The sequence below is a fragment of the Brevundimonas balnearis genome, assembly GCF_042434805.1.
Taxonomy (GTDB): Bacteria; Pseudomonadota; Alphaproteobacteria; order Caulobacterales; family Caulobacteraceae; genus Brevundimonas; species Brevundimonas balnearis.
In genome coordinates this window covers 307,585-325,187 of record NZ_JBHLSW010000003.1, presented here as the reverse complement: position 1 = coordinate 325,187, position 17,603 = coordinate 307,585, and the positions used below count along the sequence as shown (strand labels likewise).

Genomic DNA, 17,603 nt, shown 5'->3' with positions numbered 1-17,603 from the left:
ATCAGTCTTCGAGCGTCTGCACGAAGCGGATTCTGTCCCCCTCGACGGCGATCAGCTTGTCGTCCGCCGCGACGTAGACGGGAGTCCGGTTCAGCAGCGATAGGAAGACGTGGGTCTCGACGGGACCGTCGGACACGATATGGGTGACGACCAGTCCGGCGCGCTGGCCGTTGGGTCCTCGCCGGTCGTCGCGCATGTTCAGACAGCCGTTCGAAAGCTGATCGCGCCGCAGCAGCGTGGAGCCGTCGGCGCTGACCCTGAATCTATAGTGGCCGCCAACGGGGATGACGCCGCGCTCCGTCGAGGCGGCGAGCAGCCAGACCAGCCAGCCGCCCCCGTCCGGATCCTCGAACACGACCGAGTTCATCTCCCGGGAACATCGAAGCGCGCCGATCTCGCGCGCGGCGGTCTGGCGCGCGGCGAACTGCGCGAGCTCGGTGGCGGAGAACAGGCTGCCCGTCTCCACCGCCGACACCGGACCGGCGCTGTCGCCGACAGGCACGTCCCAGCCGGGAACGAGCACCCCGTCGGCCTCGCGCGCGAACCGGACCCGCAGTCCGTCCGCGGCCTCCGTCACGATCCAGCCCTCGACCTGGTCGATTTCATCGGCGGTCAGGGTCTCGCGCAGGGCTTCGGTCGCCAGCCAAGCGGCGCGGTCATGCAGATAGATGCGCCGTCCCAGCGTCGACACCCGCTCCTGCGACCATTCCTCGATCGGAACCGGCGCGTCGGATGAGGTCTGGGCGTGCGCGGGCGGCGTCCAGACCAGGGCGGCGCTGACGAGCGGAAGCAGAAGACGTCGCATGCCGGGCTCACTCAGACGCGAATTGACCGGGCCAGACTGACACGAGCGTCAGCCGAACCCAAGCGTCGCCGATCAGACGTCCAGGTCGGCCGTGGCGAACCGCGCATTCTCCTGAATGAACTGGTAGCGGGCCTCGGCCTTTCGACCCATCAGACGCTCGACCAGATCCTCGATCTCCTCCTCCGAGGCGGGGAGGGTGACCCGCGCCAGCGTGCGCTTCTTCGGGTCCATGGTCGTCTCCTTCAGCTGGGCCGCCATCATCTCGCCCAGCCCCTTGAACCGCCCGATCTCGACCTTCTTGCCCTTGAAGGTGGTCGCCAGAAGTTCATCCCGGTGCGCGTCGTCGCGGGCGTACTCCGACAGCGCCCCGGCCTGAATCCGGTAGAGCGGCGGCAGCGCCAGGAACACGCGCCCCTGGCGGATCGCCTCGGGCATGGAGCGATAGAAGAAGGTGATCAGAAGCGCCGCGATGTGGGCCCCGTCCACGTCGGCGTCGGTCATGATGACGATCCGCTCGTAGCGCAGGTCCTCGATACGGAAGCGCGAGCCCGGCTGCACCCCCAGCGCCAGCGCCAGGTCCGACAGCTCCTGGTTCTGGCGCAGCTTGTCGGCGGTGGCCGAGGCGACGTTCAGGATCTTGCCCCTGAGCGGCAGGATCGCCTGGGTGTTGCGGTCGCGCGCCTGCTTGGCGGAGCCGCCGGCCGAGTCGCCCTCGACGATGAACAGCTCGGTGCCTTCCGCGGCCTGGCGCGTGCAGTCCGCCAGCTTGCCCGGCAGACGCAGCTTGCGGGTGGCGGCGGCGCGCTGGACCTCCTTGTCTTTCCTGCGCTTCAGCCGTTCCTCGGCGCGTTCGATGATGAAGGCGAGCAGCGCGTTGGCCTGCTTCGGGCTTTCCGTCAGCCAATGGTCGAACGGGTCGCGCAGCAGCTGTTCGACCATGCGCTGCCCCTCGGGCGAGGACAGCCGGTCCTTGGTCTGGCCCTGGAACTCGGGATTGCGGATGAAGACGCTGACCAGCGCGCCGGCGTTGGCGATCACGTCCTCGGCGGTGATCAGGCCGGCCCGCTTCTCGCCGGTCAGTTCGCCGTAGGCCTTCAGACCCTTGACCAGGGCGGCGCGGAAGCCCGCCTCGTGGGTGCCGCCGTCCGGCGTGGAGACGGTGTTGCAGTAGGAGCTGACGAAGCCGTCGGCCTCGCCGAAGCCGGCCGCGGTCCAGGTGACGGCCCATTCCACCGCGCCCGCCTCGCCCTGACGCTCGACCCGTCCGGCGAAGGCCGGGGTGACGGTTTCGACCTCGCCGATCCGTTCGGCCAGAGCGTCGGCCAGGCCGCCCGGGAAGTGCAGCAAGGCCTCGGTCGGCGTCTGGTCGGTGATCCGCTCGGCCGCGCACGTCCAGCGAATCTCCACGCCCCGGAACAGGTAGGCCTTGGAGCGCGCCATACGGAACAGGCGCGCGGGTTTGAAGGCGGCCCCGACGCCGAAGATCTCCTCGTCGGGGCGGAAGCGGATCAGGGTGCCGCGCTTCCTGGACGGCCCGACCTGTTCGACCGGACCCAGCACGTGGCCGCGCGAGAAGGACTGACGCCATTCGAACCCGTCGCGCCAGACGGTGACCTCCAGTCGCTCCGACAGGGCGTTCACGACCGAGACGCCGACGCCGTGCAGACCGCCCGACGTCTCATAGGCCTTGCCCGAGAACTTGCCGCCCGAGTGCAGCACCGTCATCACCACCTCGAGCGCGGACTTGCCCGGATGCTTGGGGTGCGGATCGACCGGGATGCCGCGGCCGTCGTCGCGGACCGACAGGAAGCCCTCGGCGTCGAGCACGACCTCGATCCGCTTGGCGTGGCGGGCGACCGCCTCGTCCATGGCGTTGTCCAGCACCTCGGCGAACAGATGGTGCAGCGCGCGCTCGTCGGTGCCGCCGATGTACATGCCCGGACGCTTGCGGACCGGCTCCAGCCCCTCCAGCACCTCGATCGAGGCGGCGGAATAGCCGCTGGCGGCGGCCACGGGGGCGGTCGCGGCGGACGACAGGGCCTGGGGCTTGTCCGGCGCGGGGGAGGGCGACCGCCCTTGAGCCGCGCGCGGGCCCTCAGACGCCGGAACGGGCGCCGGAGCCGGGGAGGGCGCGGGCGAGAGGTCGAACAGGGACGGGGCTTCGGCGGGCTTGGCCATGACCAGACAATGCGGCGATTCGGGAGGGGGTCTGGTAGGCCCCGGGGCCGGTCGGCGCAACCGCTGTGGACGCGCGATAGCCGCGCATCATCACGCCGCGCGTCAGAACCGTCAGAACCATCACCCAGGCCAAGTCCTGATGGTGCATCAGCACCGACTCCGAGAGGCTGAGGGTGATGACGATGGCGATATAGGCCAGGCCGAAGCCGCCCTCGGCCAGCCCGTCGTCGCGCAGGCGCGCGAGCGTCGCCAAGACGGCGACGACGAAGATCAGCCCCACCAGCGCCGCACCGGGCCAGCCGACCTGGATCAGCAGATCGATCCAGCCGTTGTGCGCCGAGGGCACCAGCCAGCCGGTGCGGGCCTGGATGATGTCGGCGGGCACGGAATCCCGGGTCCAGAAGGCGGCGTAGCCATAGCCGGTCCACGGCCGCTCGCGCACCATCTCCATGAGGGCGGCCCAGATGTCGGTCCGGCCGGTGAGGGACGGATCCTTGCCGAGCGCGATCAGGATCGTGGGCCCCTCAAGAGCGAATCCTACGCCGACCGCCAGCGCGGTGAACACGGCGCCCCAGACCGCGAACACGCCCAGCACGGCGCCGCCCTGGCGCGCCGCCCAGATCGCGCCGACTATCCCGAACCCCAGCATCAGGCACAGCAGCGAGGTCTTGGACTGGGTCATGACCATGAGGAAGGTCGCCAGAACCAGCGTCGCCGCCGGAATGCGCCATCGGCTGTCGCCGGACGCCAGCCAGGCCGCGGCGGCCACCGCCACGCAGACCATGACCTGGCCCATCTGGTTCTTCTCGTACCACATGCCGCGCCAAAGGCCGTCGTTGACGTCGCGATGGATGCCGATGGCGGGAAAGGCGATGACGAAGACCAGGCTGCCCACCGCCATGACCAGCCCCGCCAGGGTCAGCAGGCGCGGCAGGGCGACGCCCCGAAAGACGCTGCCCAGATAGACGGCGAAGGCCCCGGCGATGGCGAGCGCGATCACTCGCCGCTGGGTCGTCGCCGCGTCGATCGACCACCACTTCGAGGCGAAGGCCAGGAGCACCGTCAGCCCCAGCAGGATCAGCGCCGGCCAGGCCCTGACCACCCGGTCGAGCCGCAGCAGGAACAGGGCCGCGATCACCGCATAGACGGGAATCCAGACCAGCCTCAGGACCGGCGTCTCGTCCTGCGTCGGCGCGAACACCGGCCCCACGAAGGCGCCGGTCAGCATGATCACCACGAAGCCCGCCGCGAGCTGCTCCCACCAGGGGGGGGAGTGAGTGGATAGGACTACGTTCGGAGCGGAGTTGCGCACTTAGGCATGCTGGCGGATCGCCGTTAAGGCGGAGTTAGGCCTGCTGCTCAGCGGCGATCCTGACGCATGTCGAAGATGCGCCCAACGATCACCCGGTCGCGCTCGATCCTGTAGACGGCGATGAAGCCCCCGCGCCCGAAGCGAATGGGCCACTCATGTTCACCCGTCTCGGTTTTGCGCCCGGACGCCGGAAACTGCGCCAAGGTCCGCAAGCCGCTCAAAATGGCGGTTTGAGCGGCCCGGGCCGCGCTTGGCGATTGAGACGCCAGCCACTCGATGTGCGACAGCAGGTCCGTGTTGGGGTTTCGGCTGAGGACGACCCTCATTAGCCGCGGGAGGCCAACCGACGATCGAGTTCAGCGCTGAACTGGCCCAATGCGTCTTCCAGTTCGACGTATGGCCCCTCGTAGTCTTCTGGTCTGGTGGGCGGGCGGTCCATCCGATCGGCCTCGTCCAGCAAGCGAGCCAGCACCTCGCTGACGAAAGCCTCCGGTGAAAGCCCGGCGGCATCGGCCCGCTTGGTCAGCCGCGAGGCCAAGGGATCATTGAGAGTGAGCTTCAGAGCGCCGTCGGCCATGGGCGGAAGATACACCCCGCCGACGCGCTCGCCAATCAGCGCTCCACCCGCTCCACGAACGTATCGATGACCTTCTTCTCGCCGGCCTTGTCGAAGGCGACGAGCAGCTTGTTGCCCTCGACGGCGCGCACGGCGCCGTAGCCGAACTTCTGGTGGAAGACGCGGTCGCCGCGCGACCAGCTGGAGCCCGCCGCGGGGTCGGCGGTGGCGATCAGTCGGCCCTCGCCCTCGATGACGGCGTTGCGGGCGTAGGCGGGGCGGGGGGATTGCGAGGCGGCGAAGGCCTGGCCGCGCTTCCAGCCCGGGGACGAATAGCCGGCGCCGAAGGTCGGGGCGTCGTCCCAGCGGCTCTTGGCCTCCTTCAGACCGGGCTGGGCGCCGTAGTAGCCTGTGTCCGACTGGGCCTCGACATGATCCAGCGGCAACTCGTCCACGAACCGGCTGGGCAGCTGGCTGGTCCAGCGACCATAGACCTGGCGGTTGGCGGCGAAGCTGATCCGCGCCTCGCGCTTGGCGCGGGTGACGCCGACGTAGGCCAGGCGGCGTTCCTCCTCCAGGCCCTTCTCGCCCTTCTCGTCGATGCTGCGCTGGCTGGGAAAGACGCCTTCCTCCCAGCCCGGCAGGAAGACGAGCGGGAACTCCAGGCCCTTGGCGCCGTGCAGGGTCATGATCTGCACCGCGTCCTCGCCGGCGCCCCGGTCGAGGTCCAGCACCAGCGAGACATGCTCCAGATAGGCCGTCAGGCTGTCGAAGGCCTGCATCGACTGGACCAGCTCCTTGAGGTTGTCGAGGCGGGTCTGACCGGTGGCGCGGTCCGCGCGCTGCATGTCGACATACCCGCTCTCCTCGAGCACCGTCTCGGCCAGCTCCCAGTGACGGACCTGCTGGGCCTGGGCGCGCCAGCGGTCCAGGTCGCGCACGAAGTTCGACAGGGCGGTCCGGGTGCGGGCCTGCAACTCGTCGGATCCGATCAGGGCGCGCACCGCCGTCATGGCCGACACGCCCTGGGCGCGGGCGATCTGCAGGATCTTCTGCACCGAGGTGTCGCCGACGCCGCGCTTGGGGGTGTTGACGATCCGTTCGAACGCCAGGTCGTCGTCCTCGGACTGAATCAGGCGCAGATAGGCGTGAGCATCCCTGATCTCCGCCCGCTCGAAGAAGCGCGGGCCGCCGATGACGGCGTAGGGAATCGCCAGCATGACCAACCGCTCTTCGAAGGCGCGCATCTGAAACGACGCCCGAACAAGCACCGACATGTCCTTGTATCGCAAGCCGGAACGCCGGGCGGTCTCGATCTCGTCGGCGATCAGGCGGGCCTCCGCCTCGCCGTCCCAGACGCCGCGCACCTTCACCTTGTCGCCGCTGTCGTCCTCGGTCCACAGCGTCTTGCCCAGCCGGTCGCGGTTGGCCGCGATCAGGCCGGACGCCGCGCCCAGAATGTGCTTCGTGGACCGATAGTTGCGCTCAAGTCTGATGACCTTGGCGCCGGGAAAGTCGCGCTCGAAGCGCAGGATGTTGTCCACCTCCGCCCCGCGCCAGCCGTAGATGGACTGGTCGTCGTCGCCGACGCAGCAGACGTTGCCCGTCGATGACGTCAGCAGCCGCAGCCACAGATATTGGGCCACGTTGGTGTCCTGGTACTCGTCCACCAGGATGTAGCGGAAACGGCGGCGATATTCCTCCGCGACATCAGCGTTTTGCGACAGGATCGTCAGGTTGTGCAGAAGCAGGTCGCCGAAGTCGCAGGCGTTCAGGGTGACAAGCCGGGCCTGATAGGCCGCATAAAGCTTCTGGCCCCTCCCGTTGGCGAAGTCCTCGGTCGTCGGCAGCTTCTCGGGCGTCCAGCCGCGGTTCTTCCAGTGGTCGATCAGTCCGGCCAGCGAGCGCGGCGTCCAGCGCTTGGTGTCGATGTTCTCGGCTTCCAGCAGCTGCTTGATCAGCCGCTCCTGATCGTCGGTGTCCAGGATGGTGAAGCTGGATTTCAGCCCGACCAGCTCGGCGTGGCGGCGCAGGATCTGGGCGGCGATCGAGTGGAAGGTGCCGAGCCAACGCAGGCCCTCGGCCGACGGACCGATCAGATGGGTGATCCGCTCGCGCATCTCGCGCGCGGCCTTGTTGGTGAAGGTGACGGCCAGAAGCTCCCACGGGCGGGCGCGGCCGGTCGCCAGGATGTGCGCCAGCCGCGTGGTCAGCACCCGCGTCTTGCCCGTCCCGGCGCCCGCCAGCACCAGGACAGGCCCCTCGGTGGTCTCAACCGCCCGTCGCTGTTCCGGGTTCAGGCCCTCCAGGTAGTCCGCGCCGGGCGGCGGCGCGGGGCGGGCGAGGTCGGAGATACGCGGGGTGGGGAGATCGGTCACAGCAGGTCCTGGTGGAGTCGGCCCTGGAACATAAGGGGCACGGCGTTGGATGTCAGCGCCTGCTCACGGAACCGTCGCCGTGGGATCGCCGTTCGGTCTGTCGCCTTGACCACAGAGGGAGGACCTTCATGGCGGAAGACACTCGCAGCGGCGGCGGCAACGCCGGCATCGCCTTCATCGTCGGCGGCCTGGTGGTCGTCGTGGCCATCATCGCCTGGTTCATGTTCGCCAACGGCGGCGCCCCGACCGCGCCGGATCAGGTCGACGTCGACGTCAGCCTGCCCGAGGTCTCCGCCCCGTCGACCTCCGGAGGCGCGTGATCATGACCGATCCGAACCTGCCGCCCCCGGACGAGCGCCGCGACGACCGGCCGAACATCCACACCACGATCAACAATCCGCCTCAGCGCGGCGGCGGCGGCTCGGCGACGGCCTTTATCGTCGGCGGCCTGCTGGTGCTGCTCGCGGTGATCGCCTTCTTCGTCTACTCCGGTCGAACCCCGACGCCGGAGGTCCCGAGCGCGGACATCGACGTCGACATCGAGGCGCCTCAGCTGCCGGACATCCCCACGCCGGAAGCCCCCTCGCTGCCGACCCCTGCCGAGCCCCCGTCGACCGACGCGCCGGCGGGCTGAGCGAGCGCCCAGGCCAGGGCCGTCGTCCGGCAGGTGGACGCCAGCGGACGACGGCCCCGCGCCGCGTCCAGCCGCGCCATGAAGCCTGCGCGGCTCTCGCCGGCCTCCTCGGCCATGCGGTCCAGCACCGCCCAGAACTCGGGCTCCAGCGCCACCGAGGTCGCGTGGCCCGACAGCAGGAAGGATCGCTTCTTCAGCATCGCCCGCGTTCTCGCAGAGCCCGGGACGCGCTACAATGCGAGCATGACCGCGATCGACCCCGGACTGACCCCGTTCCGCGCGCCGCCGCTCGAGCCGCTGAAGGCGTTTCAGGCCTTCCGCCGACTGATACGGAACAAGGAAGACACCGCCCAGGTGTTCGAGATCATGCGCGCCCTGTCCGGCGGCTCGATCTCGCGTGGCTATCAGCGGATGATCGGGACGGTCGAAGGCGGTCGTCAGGCGTTCCTGCGCGAGGAGCTGGCGACGAAGCTGGACGATCCCACCTGGCTCGCCCGGTTCGGCCCGGGCACCGTCGGGGCGGCCTATCGCGCCTTCCGCGAGGCGAGGGGCTTCACCGCCGAAGGCTTGGCGGAAGAGGCCAGGAAGGTCGCGCCCGACGCGGTGGACGCGCCCCACCCCGTGATCTGGTACTCGCGCCGCCTGCGCGACGTGCATGACATCTGGCACGTGCTGACCGGCTACGAGACCGACGCCCTGGGCGAGGCGTGCGTCGTGTCCTTCTCCTACGCCCAGACCGGCAATCTCGGCTTCGCCTTCATCGGATGGGGCGCGGCGCGGGAGGTCCAGCGCGAGAACCCGGCGATCCCGGCGCGACGGGCGGTCTGGCAGGCCTATCGGAACGGTCGCAGGGCCGCCTGGCTGCCCGCCCTGGACTATGAGGCTGTGTTCGCCGAGCCCCTGGACATCGTGCGCCGCCGGCTGAACATCAGGCCGGCCACCGTCTACGCCGCCGTTCCGGCCGAGGCCCGGCTGGCGCTCAAGCTCCGGGCCTGAAACACATCGTCCGACAGCGTGAGGCGACGGCCGCCCGCGACGCGTGCTAGGCGGCCGCCATGAAGCCGGTTTCCTCCTCCCTCGCGCTCGGCGCCGTGATCGTCTGCGCCCTCATCTGGGGCACCACCTGGTACGCGATCACGCTGCAGCTCGGCGCCGTCGATCCGATCGCCAGCATCGTCTATCGCTTCGGCCTTGCGGCGGTTGTGCTCATGGGCTTCTGCGCCCTTACCGGCCGGTCGTTGAAGCTGACGCGGGCCCAGCATCTGGCCGCTGTGGGGCAGGGGCTGTTCACCTTCGCCATCGACTACGCCTTCGTCTACTGGTCCGAGGAGCGGATCGCCTCGGCCGTGGTGGCGGTGGTGTTCGCCGGGCTGGCGTTCCTGAACCTCGTGCTGTTCCGCCTCGTGCTGGGGCAGAAGGCGGCCCGGCTGGCGTGGGTCGGCGCCTTCCTGGGCCTGCTTGGGGTGGCGGCGATGTTCGGGGCGGAGCTGCTGCGGGCGGAGATGGAGAGCCGCGCCGCGATCGGTCTGCTGCTGGCGGTCCTGGCGGTGCTGGGCGCGGGGATCGGCAACCTGTTCGCCTGGCGCGGTCAGCAGGTCGGCGGCGCGGTGCTGCCCATGACGGCCTGGGCCATGGCCTATGGGGTCGGGTTCCTGCTCATCTACGCCGCGATCGCCGGCACGCCGTTCGGGTTCGAGCCGAGCTGGTCCTACGTCCTGTCGCTGCTGCACCTGTCGATCCTGGGGTCGGTGGTGGCGTTCGGCCTCTACTTCTGGCTGGCGAGAGCGCGAGGTTATGCGATGGCGTCCTACATCTCGGCGCTGACGCCGCCGCTGGCGATGGCGATCTCGGTGGTGCTGGAAGGCGCCCGGTTCGGGCTGCTGGCGTTCGTCGGCCTCGGCCTGGTGCTGGGCGGTCAGGCGCTGCTGCTCAGGGCGCCGAAGACGGCCTGACTCCACGTCCCCGACGCGAGCCAGCCGGCATGTGAGGGCGGCCTGTCGTCCATGATCCGCATAACGCCCGTGGCGTCACGATCCCGTGTTGTTGCGGCGCGAAATCTCGTGGCACGGTGTTTGCTGTCTTGATCGCCGTTTTGGTGACACCTCTTTTTCCTGGGCTGTGCGCATGAGCGAGACCATTCTGGTGACGGGGGGCGCCGGCTATGTCGGCAGCCACGCCTGTCTGGCGCTGGCGCAGGCCGGATTCAGCCCGGTCGTGTTTGATAACCTGTCCAACGGCCATCGGGCGTTCGTGCGGTGGGGGCCCTTCATCCAGGGGGACATCCGTGACCGGGACGCGCTCGACGCGGCCTTCGCCACCCATCGCCCCGTGGCCGTGATGCACTTCGCGGCCTTGATCGAGGTGGGGGAGTCGGTTCGCGAGCCGGCGGCCTTCTACGAGACCAACGTGGGCGGCGCCCTGAACCTGATCGCATCCGCTCGTGCGGCGGGCGTTGAGCGGATGGTCTTCTCCTCGACCTGCGCCACGTATGGCGACCCGGTGCGCCTGCCGATGGACGAGACCCATCCCCAGGCGCCGCTGAACCCCTATGGCCGGTCCAAGCTGATGGTGGAGCAGGTCCTCGCCGACCTCGATCGCTACGCCGGTTTCCGCTCGGCCGTACTGCGCTACTTCAACGCGGCGGGGGCCGATCCCGAGGGACGTCTTCGGCAGCGCGGCCATGGACAATCTGCTCGCCGAGGCCCGTCAACGGTTCGACATGGTGATCCTGGACACCGCGCCGACCCTCGCCGTTTCGGACACCCGCATCCTGGCCGCCAAGGCCGATGTGACCGTGTTCCTGGCCCGCTGGCGCAAGACGCCGGAAAAGGCGATCGCGACCGCGCTCAAGACCCTTGATCAGGCGGGGGCCCACGTCACCGGCCTCGCCCTGACCCAGGTGGATATGAACGCCCAGGCCAAGTACGGATACGGCGACGCCGGTTACTACTACGCCGACTACAAGAAGTACTACGCCGCTTGAGCCGTCGACGGCGGGCCTCCGGCGCGTCGCGGGCGACGGAATTCGGACCCTCGCGGTCCGGCGTCGCCGCGATCGGCTGGCGCGGAACCGCGCTGCTGGCCGCGGCCGTGGCTCCGCTGTACGGAGCACACCTGCTGTTCGGCGCCAACCAGCCCATGGCCGCCCAGGCGCTGACCGCCCTGTGTGGCGCGATCCTGCTGGTCGGTCTGGCCGTGCCGCGGCTGCGCAGGGCCTTGCCCCAGATCAAGGGCCTCTGGTGGATCGCGGGCCTTTTCGCGCTCACCCTGTCGATCGCGATCGTAAGCTTAGGCGCGGGACCGCCGGGCGCGGCGCACCCGATCTGGGCCTGGGCCGATCTGCCACCGACGATCACCGTGAACCGCAGCGCGACCCTGCTGGCCATATCGCAGCTGCTGGGTCTGGCGGCCCTGTTCGTCTTCGGCGCCCTGATCGCCGGGCAGCGGATCTGGGGCGTGAGGTTGGCAACCGTGTTCCTGGCCGGAGGCGCGATCTGGGCGGGGATCGCGATCCTTGTCTTTCTGTCCGGGGCCCAGATCGGCGTCAGCGGCCGGCTGGCGGGCGGCTTCCTCTCGGCCAACAGCGCCGCGACGATGCTGGGGGTCCTCGTGGTCATGGCGACCGGGTGGTTGTTCAAGGCCCTGCGCGAGAGCGCCGAGATCGGAGGACCGGATCGCTGGAGCCGGCTGGCGCTGGCGGTCGCCCCGCTCATGCTGCTGGTGTTCGCCTTGATCCTGACCGGGTCGCGGATGGGCTCCCTGGCGACGCTGGCCGGCGTGCTGACGCTCGTGGTCTGGCAGGCCTTCGCCGAGCCGACCCGTTCGTGGCGCACGTTGGGCGTCGCGGCGGCGATATGCCTGATGGCGGCGGTCGCCGTGGGGCAGGGCAACGACCTGGTGCTCCGACGCGTGGCCGCCCTGGATCAGGACGTGGAGGTGCGGTCGGTGATCTTCGCCGTCCACTGGCGCGCCTTCATCGATGCGCCGGTCTGGGGCTCGGGGCTGGGAAGCTTTACGGACGTGAACGTCTATCTGACGTCGGCGGAGACCTATGGCCCCCTGTGGAGCATCCGGGCGACCCACAACGTCTACCTACAGTGGCTCCAGGAAGCCGGGCTCCTGGGGAGCCTGCCGATGTTCGCCCTGATCGGCGGAGTGATCGCCGCCGCGGCGCTGCGCGCCCGAACGCTCGCGCGAGGCGGCTGGGCCTTGCGCGCCATGATCGCGGCCAATGTCGTCATTCTGGTCCACGGATTGACGGATTACGCCCTGCAGGTCCCGTCGATCTCGGCCGCATGGGCGCTGTTGTTGGGCGCGCAGTTCGGCTTCGCTCAGATCCGCGGACGCGGCTGACCTTCGCGGCCCGCCGTCAGCCGATCAGGCGGCGCGCCGCCATGAACAGAACCGCCCACGTCGTCGCGGAGGCGGCGAAGGCGAGCGCATAGCCCAGCACGGCGCCCGACCGAGCCTTGCGCCCCTTCACGGCGGCGCCGTCAGGCGGGTTTCGCGACAGGGACGCTGAGAAGGTGGTGCTCATGGCCTCATCATCGCGCGGCAGGTTGAGCGGACCGTGAAGGGGCGAGGTTAATCGGGACCAAAAAATCGGCGTGTTCCGACGCCGGGAGGGCAGGGCCGGCGCTCGGTCCGGCCGAGCCGGCGCCGGGTTCACCCGTCCGGTGGGCGCCCCCCGCCTCTCTACAACCGTTCTCGGACGACTGTGGCGAATCAGTCACCCGCCCAAACTTAGAACGGCGTTACGGGTTGACCGGACCGTTTCGTGTTGCGACGCAACACAGGCGAACTTAACGTCTGCTTAAGTGCGTTGTCGGGGCTGGGCTGGGGATAAGGATGTTCGACAACCTGCAAGGGGCGACGACTGGAGCTCGGCCCGGCGCGGCTCTCGAAGCCGTCGGCTGGCGTCCGACGTTCCCAAGAACAGGCCTGTGTCCGGCCATGAAACGGGCCTTCGACGTCGTCGTGGCGACCGCCCTGCTGGTCGCCCTGTTCTGGGCGTACGCCCTGATCGCGGTGGCGATCGTCCTCGAAAGCCGCGGCCCCGTCCTGTTCCGGCAGCGTCGGACCGGTCTGAACGGCAAGGTTTTCACGATCTACAAGTTTCGCAGCATGACGGTGGTCGAGGACGGCGACGTCATCGCGCACGCCAGGAAGAACGACCAACGTGTCACGCGGGTCGGGGCCTTCATTCGCCAGACCAGTCTCGATGAGATGCCGCAACTGTTGAACGTCATTCTGGGCGACATGTCCCTGGTCGGCCCCAGGCCGCACGCCCTGGCCCATGACACCCATTACGGCGCGCTGCTGCCGCGGTACCACGAACGCTTCGCCGTGCGGCCGGGCCTGACGGGTCTGGCCCAGGTGCAGGGGCATCGGGGCGAGATCCATCAGCTGGAATGCATGGCGCGCCGGGTGCAGGCCGACGCGGAGTACGCCGCGCGCTGGTCCTTCTTCGGCGATCTGGCGATCATGGCGCGAACCGTGCCGCTGCTTCTGGCGCGCACCAACGCCTATTGATCGCGTCGTCGGGGCCGCCGCCGCCGCCTCGACGGCGTGATCTCAGGCGTCGGGCTCCCGGCCGAAGCGCCACTTCATCAGGAGCACGCCGGCGGACATGACGAGCGCGCAGCTGTTGGCGAAGGTCACCGGCCAGGCCCCGGTCATGACGCCGTAGACCACCCAGAGGGCGAAACAGCTGACCGTCAGCGCATAGGTCTTCAGCGACACCGAAGAGGCGTCCCGCTCACGCCAGATCTTGAGCATCTGCGGCGCGAAACTGGTGATGGAGCACAGCGCGGCGGCGACGCCGAAGCCGTTGGCGATGATCTCGTTCAAGGGCGTCGGCCCGGCGGGTTCAGCATGGGCTGAGAACCCCCGCCGGACCTGCCGGTTCCGCTCAGTTCAGGGGCGCCAGCAGCGGCGCCACCTCGGGCAGGTCGTCGACCGAGCGGAGCATCGCCGCGGGCCGGAACGCCTGCGTCGCCTGCTCGAAGGCGTAGCCCAGCGAGAGGATGCGGGCGTCGTCCCATTTCGCCCCGATGAAGCTCAGGCCCACCGGCAGGCCGCGCACGAAGCCCATGGGCACGGTCAGGTGCGGGTAGCCCGCCACCGCCGCCAGCTGGCTGGCCGAGCCCAGGTAGTTGTCGCCGTTGACCACATCCATGCTCCAGGCCGGGCTGTTGGTCGGCGCCACCAGGGCGACGACGCCGTGCTCGGCCATCAGGGCGTCGATGCCCTCGGGTCCCGCCAGGCGGCGCGACGTCTCGCGCGCGGCGACATACTCCGGACTGTCCAGGCCGCCCTTGGACTGCGCCAGGACGAACAGCTCCTGGCCGAACAGGCCCAGCTCGCGCGGCGTCGCCTCGTTGAAGGCGATCAGTTGCTCCAGGGTGCGGCTGGGAACCTGGTTCGGGTCCGTCGACGCCAGATAGGCGTTCAGGTCGGCCTTCAGCTCGGTCAGCAGGACCTCGAACTCGGCCTGGCCGATCTGACCCCGGTTCGGGCCCTCGGCGATGTCGACCAGCTCGGCCCCGGCGTCCCGCAGCGCCTGAAGGTTCCGCTCGAACAGGGCGTCGGTCCCGGTCGAATAGCCGGTGAGGAAACGCAGGACGCCGATCCGCGTCCCCCGCAGGCTGTCGCGATCCAGCGCTGCGACGAAGTCCGTGCGGCGGGCGTCCGCCTCGGCCGTCGCCGGGTCTGCGGGATCGGAGCCCGCGATGACCGTCATGATCGCGGCGGCGTCCGTGACCGTGCGGGTCATGGGGCCGGCGGTGTCCTGGCTGTGGCTGATCGGCACGATGTGGGTGCGGCTCACCATGCCGACGGTCGGCTTGAAGCCGACGATGCCGTTGATCGAGGCGGGGCAGGTGATCGAGCCGTCGGTCTCGGTGCCGATCGCCGCGGGGGCGAGCCCCGCCGCCACCGCCGCCCCCGACCCGGCCGAGGAGCCGCAGGTGTTGCGGTCAAGCGCGTGCGGATTGCGGCTCAGCCCCCCCACGGCGCTCCAGCCGCTGATGGAGTTGTTGGAGCGGATGTTGGCCCATTCCGACAGGTTGGCCTTGCCCAGGATCACCGCGCCGGCCTGACGCAGGCGCGCGACCAGCGGGGCGTCGCGCCCGGGCGCGTTGTTCAGCAGCGCCATGGAGCCCGCCGTCGTGGGCATGTCGCGGGTCTCGACATTGTCCTTGATCAGGATCGGCATGCCGGAGACGCCGTCGCCGGCCTCCCAGTCCCCGAGCTCCACATCGGCCCAGCGCAGGACGGCGTTGGTGGTGGCTAGGTCACGCTCGCACAGCGCCTCAACCGCCGCGTTCAGCCCGTCGCAGCGGCTCGAGCCCTCCTGCGCCCGCGCGCCGCCCGCAGTGAGCAGGACGGCGGCCGCGATCAGTCCGGTGCGCGCGAGCCGATGGTGCGATCCAGGAAGTCCAGGTAGGTGCGCCACAGGTGAAGTCCCCTCTCATTGCCCCGGATGCCGTGGCGCTGACCAGGATAGAGCATCGTCTCGAACGGGAGGCTCTTCTCCTGCAGGGCGTTCAGCACGCGGGTGGTGTTCTCGAAGATCACGTTGTCGTCCGCCATGCCGTGGATCAGCAGCAGGCGGCCGGTCATGTCGTCCAGGCGGTTCAGGATGTCGGACGCGGCGTAGCCCTCCACGTTGGCGTCCGGCGTCGACATGTACCGCTCGGTGTAATGGGTGTCGTAGAGGCTCCAGTCGGTGACCGGCGCGCCCGAGATCGCCGAGGCCAGGCCCATCTCCGGCTCGGTCAGCATATGCAGGGTCATGAAGCCGCCGTAGCTCCAGCCCATCGCCGCGATCCGCTCGTCGTCGACGTAGGGCAGGGTGCGCAGATAGTCGGCGGCCGCGACCTGGTCCTCGACCTCGGGCCCGCCCATGCGTTCATGCAGCGCGGTCTTGAAGGCCACCGAGCGGTCGCCCTCGCCGCGGTTATCGAGCCGGAAGACGATGTAGCCCGCCTCGGTCAGCAACTGGGTCGTCGCCGGCTGCCAGGCGTTGCGCACGCCGCCGCCGGACGGCCCGCCATAGACCTGCATGACCACCGGATAGGTCTTCGATGGATCAAATCCCGGCGGCGTGGTCATCTGCCAGACCAGGGTCTCGCCGCCGTTCTGGAGCGTGCCGAAGGTCGGGTCCTGCTTGCGCGCCACATAGGGGGCGTAGGGGTGGTCCGCGTCCAGCGCGTTCTCCTCGATCCAGCGCACGAAGGTCCCGTCGGCGCGATAGAGGGCCGACTGCGGCGGGGTGTCGAGGTTCGAGAAGTTGCCGACATAGGCCGTGCCGGCGCCGTTCACCGAGGCGCTCCACCACCCGCCGCGCGGCGTCACCTCGACCGGGGTGACGGTCTCGTTCAGGCTGGCGCGGAACAGCTGCTGCTCGATCGGGTGCTCGCGCCCGTCCCGCATCGAGGCGGTGAAGAAGACCTCGCCGGTCTCCTCGTTCACCCCGTCCAGCGACTTCACCGGGTACTCGCCCCGGGTGATCGGCCGGATCACCGACCCGTCGGCGGCGTGGAGATAGAGGTGTCGCCAGCCGCTGTCTTCCGACGACCAGATGAAGCGGCCGTCCTCCAGCGCATGGAAGTCGTGGGTCAGCTCCACCCAGGCGTCGGCGCGCTGGGTGGTCAGAACCCGGCCCTGACCGGTCGCCGGATCGACCGCCAGCAGATCCAGCGTCTTCTGATCCCGCGACTGGCGCTGGACATAGAGGGTGCGGCCGTCGGCGGACCAGTTCACCCGCGCCAGATAGATGTCGCGGTCGTCGCCCAGATCGACCTGGATGCGTCGGCCGGTCCGGCGGTCATGGACGTAGAGCTCGACCACGGCGTTCGGACGGCCCGCGCGGGGATAGCGCTGCTCGATCACCGTCGCGCCGCCGCCGGTGATGTCCAGGCGCGGGATCACGTCGACGGTGGACTCGTCGGTGCGTTGAAGCGCGATGTAGCGCTCGTCCGGGCTCCACCAGTAGCCGGTGTCGCGGTCCATCTCCTCCTGGGCGATGAACTCGGCGGTGGCCCAGGTGATCAGCCCTTCGCCGTCGGTGGTGATCGGGCTCTCCGACCCGGCGGCGAGGTCGAACACGACCAGATCCTGGTCGCGCACATAGGAGACGAAGTTGCCCTCGGGGCTGACCTTGGCGTCGATCTCGTCGGCCTCGGTCTCGGTCAGGCGGCGCACCGAGCCGTCAGCCCGGGCGGCGAGGAAGATGTCGCCCTCCAGCGGCGCGAGGATGTAGCGGCCCTGTTCGTCCCAGCTGTACTCCACCACGCCGCGCTGGCTGATACGCATGCGCTCGCGCCGCGCGCTCTCGGCCTCGGACAGCTCGCCCGCGTCGGGCACGAGGGCGCGCGCGTCGATCAGCTTGAAGGGCTCCCCGCCGGACACGGGCGCGGCCCACAGGTCCAGAACGTCCACGTCGTCCTCGCGCGAGCGCAGGAAGGCGACCAGCTCCCCGTCCGGCGACAGGCTGACCCCGCGCGCCACCGGCCCGTTCAGCGCCGGGTCCGCATAGACCCGCTCCGGCGTCAGGATCCCGGGGTCCTGCGACTGAGCCGTGGCGGTGAAGGGAAGGACAAGGGCGGCGACGGTCGCCAGAAGCGCTGTTCTCATGGACCGGCACGCTAGCGGCGCGATCCGGCGTCGTCGAGGGCGCGGCGCTGCCCAGACGCCGCACGGGCTTTCGCCCCTCGGCCTTCCTGCCTAAAGAGGCG

18 protein-coding genes and 1 pseudogene are annotated in these 17,603 nt (G+C 69.6%); 8 read left to right on the top strand and 11 right to left on the bottom strand.

Going from position 1 to position 17,603, the window contains the following annotated elements; all coding sequences use genetic code 11:
• Position 1: 1 nt before the first annotated feature.
• The 6 genes from ACFFGE_RS02700 to ACFFGE_RS02675 all read right to left on the bottom strand — a co-directional run bounded on the left by ACFFGE_RS02700 (position 2) and on the right by ACFFGE_RS02675 (position 7,229).
• Positions 2 to 805, bottom strand: coding sequence for a hypothetical protein (locus tag ACFFGE_RS02700; RefSeq protein ID WP_376834044.1), 804 nt, complete (start codon positions 803 to 805; stop codon positions 2 to 4).
• Positions 806 to 877: 72 nt separating this feature from the next.
• Positions 878 to 2,983, bottom strand: coding sequence for a DNA topoisomerase IV subunit B (parE, locus tag ACFFGE_RS02695; RefSeq protein WP_376834042.1), 2,106 nt, complete (start codon positions 2,981 to 2,983; stop codon positions 878 to 880).
• Complete coding sequence (locus ACFFGE_RS02690) at positions 2,901 to 4,211, bottom strand: O-antigen ligase family protein (protein ID WP_376835192.1); 1,311 nt, start codon at positions 4,209 to 4,211, stop codon at positions 2,901 to 2,903. Before ACFFGE_RS02690 ends, parE begins: the two co-directional genes overlap by 83 nt.
• 131 nt (positions 4,212 to 4,342) lie before the next feature.
• Positions 4,343 to 4,621 (bottom strand): type II toxin-antitoxin system RelE/ParE family toxin, encoded by a 279-nt coding sequence (locus ACFFGE_RS02685; protein ID WP_376834040.1) that lies wholly within the window; start codon positions 4,619 to 4,621, stop codon positions 4,343 to 4,345.
• Complete coding sequence (locus tag ACFFGE_RS02680; protein WP_376834038.1) at positions 4,621 to 4,872, bottom strand: hypothetical protein; 252 nt, start codon at positions 4,870 to 4,872, stop codon at positions 4,621 to 4,623. Before ACFFGE_RS02680 ends, ACFFGE_RS02685 begins: the two co-directional genes overlap by 1 nt.
• 35 nt (positions 4,873 to 4,907) lie before the next feature.
• Positions 4,908 to 7,229 (bottom strand): ATP-dependent helicase, encoded by a 2,322-nt coding sequence (locus tag ACFFGE_RS02675; protein ID WP_376834036.1) that lies wholly within the window; start codon positions 7,227 to 7,229, stop codon positions 4,908 to 4,910.
• Between the two features lie 128 nt (positions 7,230 to 7,357).
• On the opposite strand from ACFFGE_RS02675, the gene ACFFGE_RS02670 reads away from it, so the two are divergent.
• Together ACFFGE_RS02670 and ACFFGE_RS02665 are read left to right on the top strand one after the other, a co-directional pair.
• Positions 7,358 to 7,549 (top strand): hypothetical protein, encoded by a 192-nt coding sequence (locus tag ACFFGE_RS02670; RefSeq protein ID WP_376834034.1) that lies wholly within the window; start codon positions 7,358 to 7,360, stop codon positions 7,547 to 7,549.
• Positions 7,550 to 7,551: 2 nt separating this feature from the next.
• On the top strand, positions 7,552 to 7,863 hold the full coding sequence (locus ACFFGE_RS02665; RefSeq protein WP_376834032.1) for a hypothetical protein: 312 nt from the start codon (positions 7,552 to 7,554) through the stop codon (positions 7,861 to 7,863).
• On the opposite strand, the gene ACFFGE_RS02660 is transcribed toward ACFFGE_RS02665, so the two are convergent.
• Complete coding sequence (locus ACFFGE_RS02660; protein ID WP_376834030.1) at positions 7,779 to 8,063, bottom strand: ribbon-helix-helix domain-containing protein; 285 nt, start codon at positions 8,061 to 8,063, stop codon at positions 7,779 to 7,781. The genes ACFFGE_RS02665 and ACFFGE_RS02660 overlap by 85 nt on opposite strands.
• 43 nt (positions 8,064 to 8,106) lie before the next feature.
• Between ACFFGE_RS02660 and ACFFGE_RS02655 the strand changes: the two genes are divergently transcribed.
• The 5 genes and pseudogenes from ACFFGE_RS02655 to ACFFGE_RS02635 all read left to right on the top strand — a co-directional run bounded on the left by ACFFGE_RS02655 (position 8,107) and on the right by ACFFGE_RS02635 (position 12,216).
• Positions 8,107 to 8,859 carry a Coq4 family protein gene (locus ACFFGE_RS02655; RefSeq protein WP_376834028.1) on the top strand — a complete coding sequence of 251 codons (753 nt, stop codon included), beginning with the start codon at positions 8,107 to 8,109 and terminating at the stop codon, positions 8,857 to 8,859.
• 59 nt (positions 8,860 to 8,918) lie between these two features.
• Positions 8,919 to 9,815 (top strand): DMT family transporter, encoded by an 897-nt coding sequence (locus ACFFGE_RS02650; protein ID WP_376834026.1) that lies wholly within the window; start codon positions 8,919 to 8,921, stop codon positions 9,813 to 9,815.
• Between the two features lie 172 nt (positions 9,816 to 9,987).
• Positions 9,988 to 10,530: pseudogene (locus ACFFGE_RS02645) on the top strand (NAD-dependent epimerase/dehydratase family protein); the annotation flags it as partial.
• A gap of 127 nt (positions 10,531 to 10,657) precedes the next feature.
• The gene (locus tag ACFFGE_RS02640; RefSeq protein ID WP_376834024.1) at positions 10,658 to 10,846 is read left to right on the top strand and encodes a hypothetical protein; all 189 of its coding nucleotides are present in this window, start codon (positions 10,658 to 10,660) and stop codon (positions 10,844 to 10,846) included.
• Entirely contained in the window at positions 10,843 to 12,216 is a 1,374-nt protein-coding gene (locus tag ACFFGE_RS02635; protein ID WP_376834022.1) for an O-antigen ligase family protein, read from the top strand. Before ACFFGE_RS02640 ends, ACFFGE_RS02635 begins: the two co-directional genes overlap by 4 nt.
• 16 nt (positions 12,217 to 12,232) lie before the next feature.
• Here ACFFGE_RS02635 and ACFFGE_RS02630 read toward each other — a convergent pair whose 3' ends face one another.
• A complete protein-coding gene (locus tag ACFFGE_RS02630) occupies positions 12,233 to 12,400 on the bottom strand; it encodes a hypothetical protein (protein ID WP_376834020.1) in 168 nt (55 codons plus the stop codon).
• 416 nt (positions 12,401 to 12,816) lie between these two features.
• Between ACFFGE_RS02630 and ACFFGE_RS02625 the strand changes: the two genes are divergently transcribed.
• Positions 12,817 to 13,395, top strand: a complete 579-nt coding sequence (locus tag ACFFGE_RS02625; RefSeq protein WP_376834018.1) for a sugar transferase — start codon at positions 12,817 to 12,819, stop codon at positions 13,393 to 13,395.
• 42 nt (positions 13,396 to 13,437) lie between these two features.
• On the opposite strand, the gene ACFFGE_RS02620 is transcribed toward ACFFGE_RS02625, so the two are convergent.
• From ACFFGE_RS02620 to ACFFGE_RS02610, 3 genes are all read right to left on the bottom strand, one after another.
• A complete protein-coding gene (locus ACFFGE_RS02620) occupies positions 13,438 to 13,713 on the bottom strand; it encodes an SWEET family sugar transporter (RefSeq protein ID WP_376834016.1) in 276 nt (91 codons plus the stop codon).
• Between the two features lie 61 nt (positions 13,714 to 13,774).
• On the bottom strand, positions 13,775 to 15,319 hold the full coding sequence (locus ACFFGE_RS02615) for an amidase (RefSeq protein WP_376834014.1): 1,545 nt from the start codon (positions 15,317 to 15,319) through the stop codon (positions 13,775 to 13,777).
• Positions 15,262 to 17,502: a S9 family peptidase gene (locus tag ACFFGE_RS02610; RefSeq protein ID WP_376834012.1), complete on the bottom strand. Its 2,241-nt coding sequence runs from the start codon at positions 17,500 to 17,502 to the stop codon at positions 15,262 to 15,264. The genes ACFFGE_RS02615 and ACFFGE_RS02610 overlap by 58 nt, the downstream gene beginning before the upstream one ends.
• Positions 17,503 to 17,603: the final 101 nt, after the last annotated feature.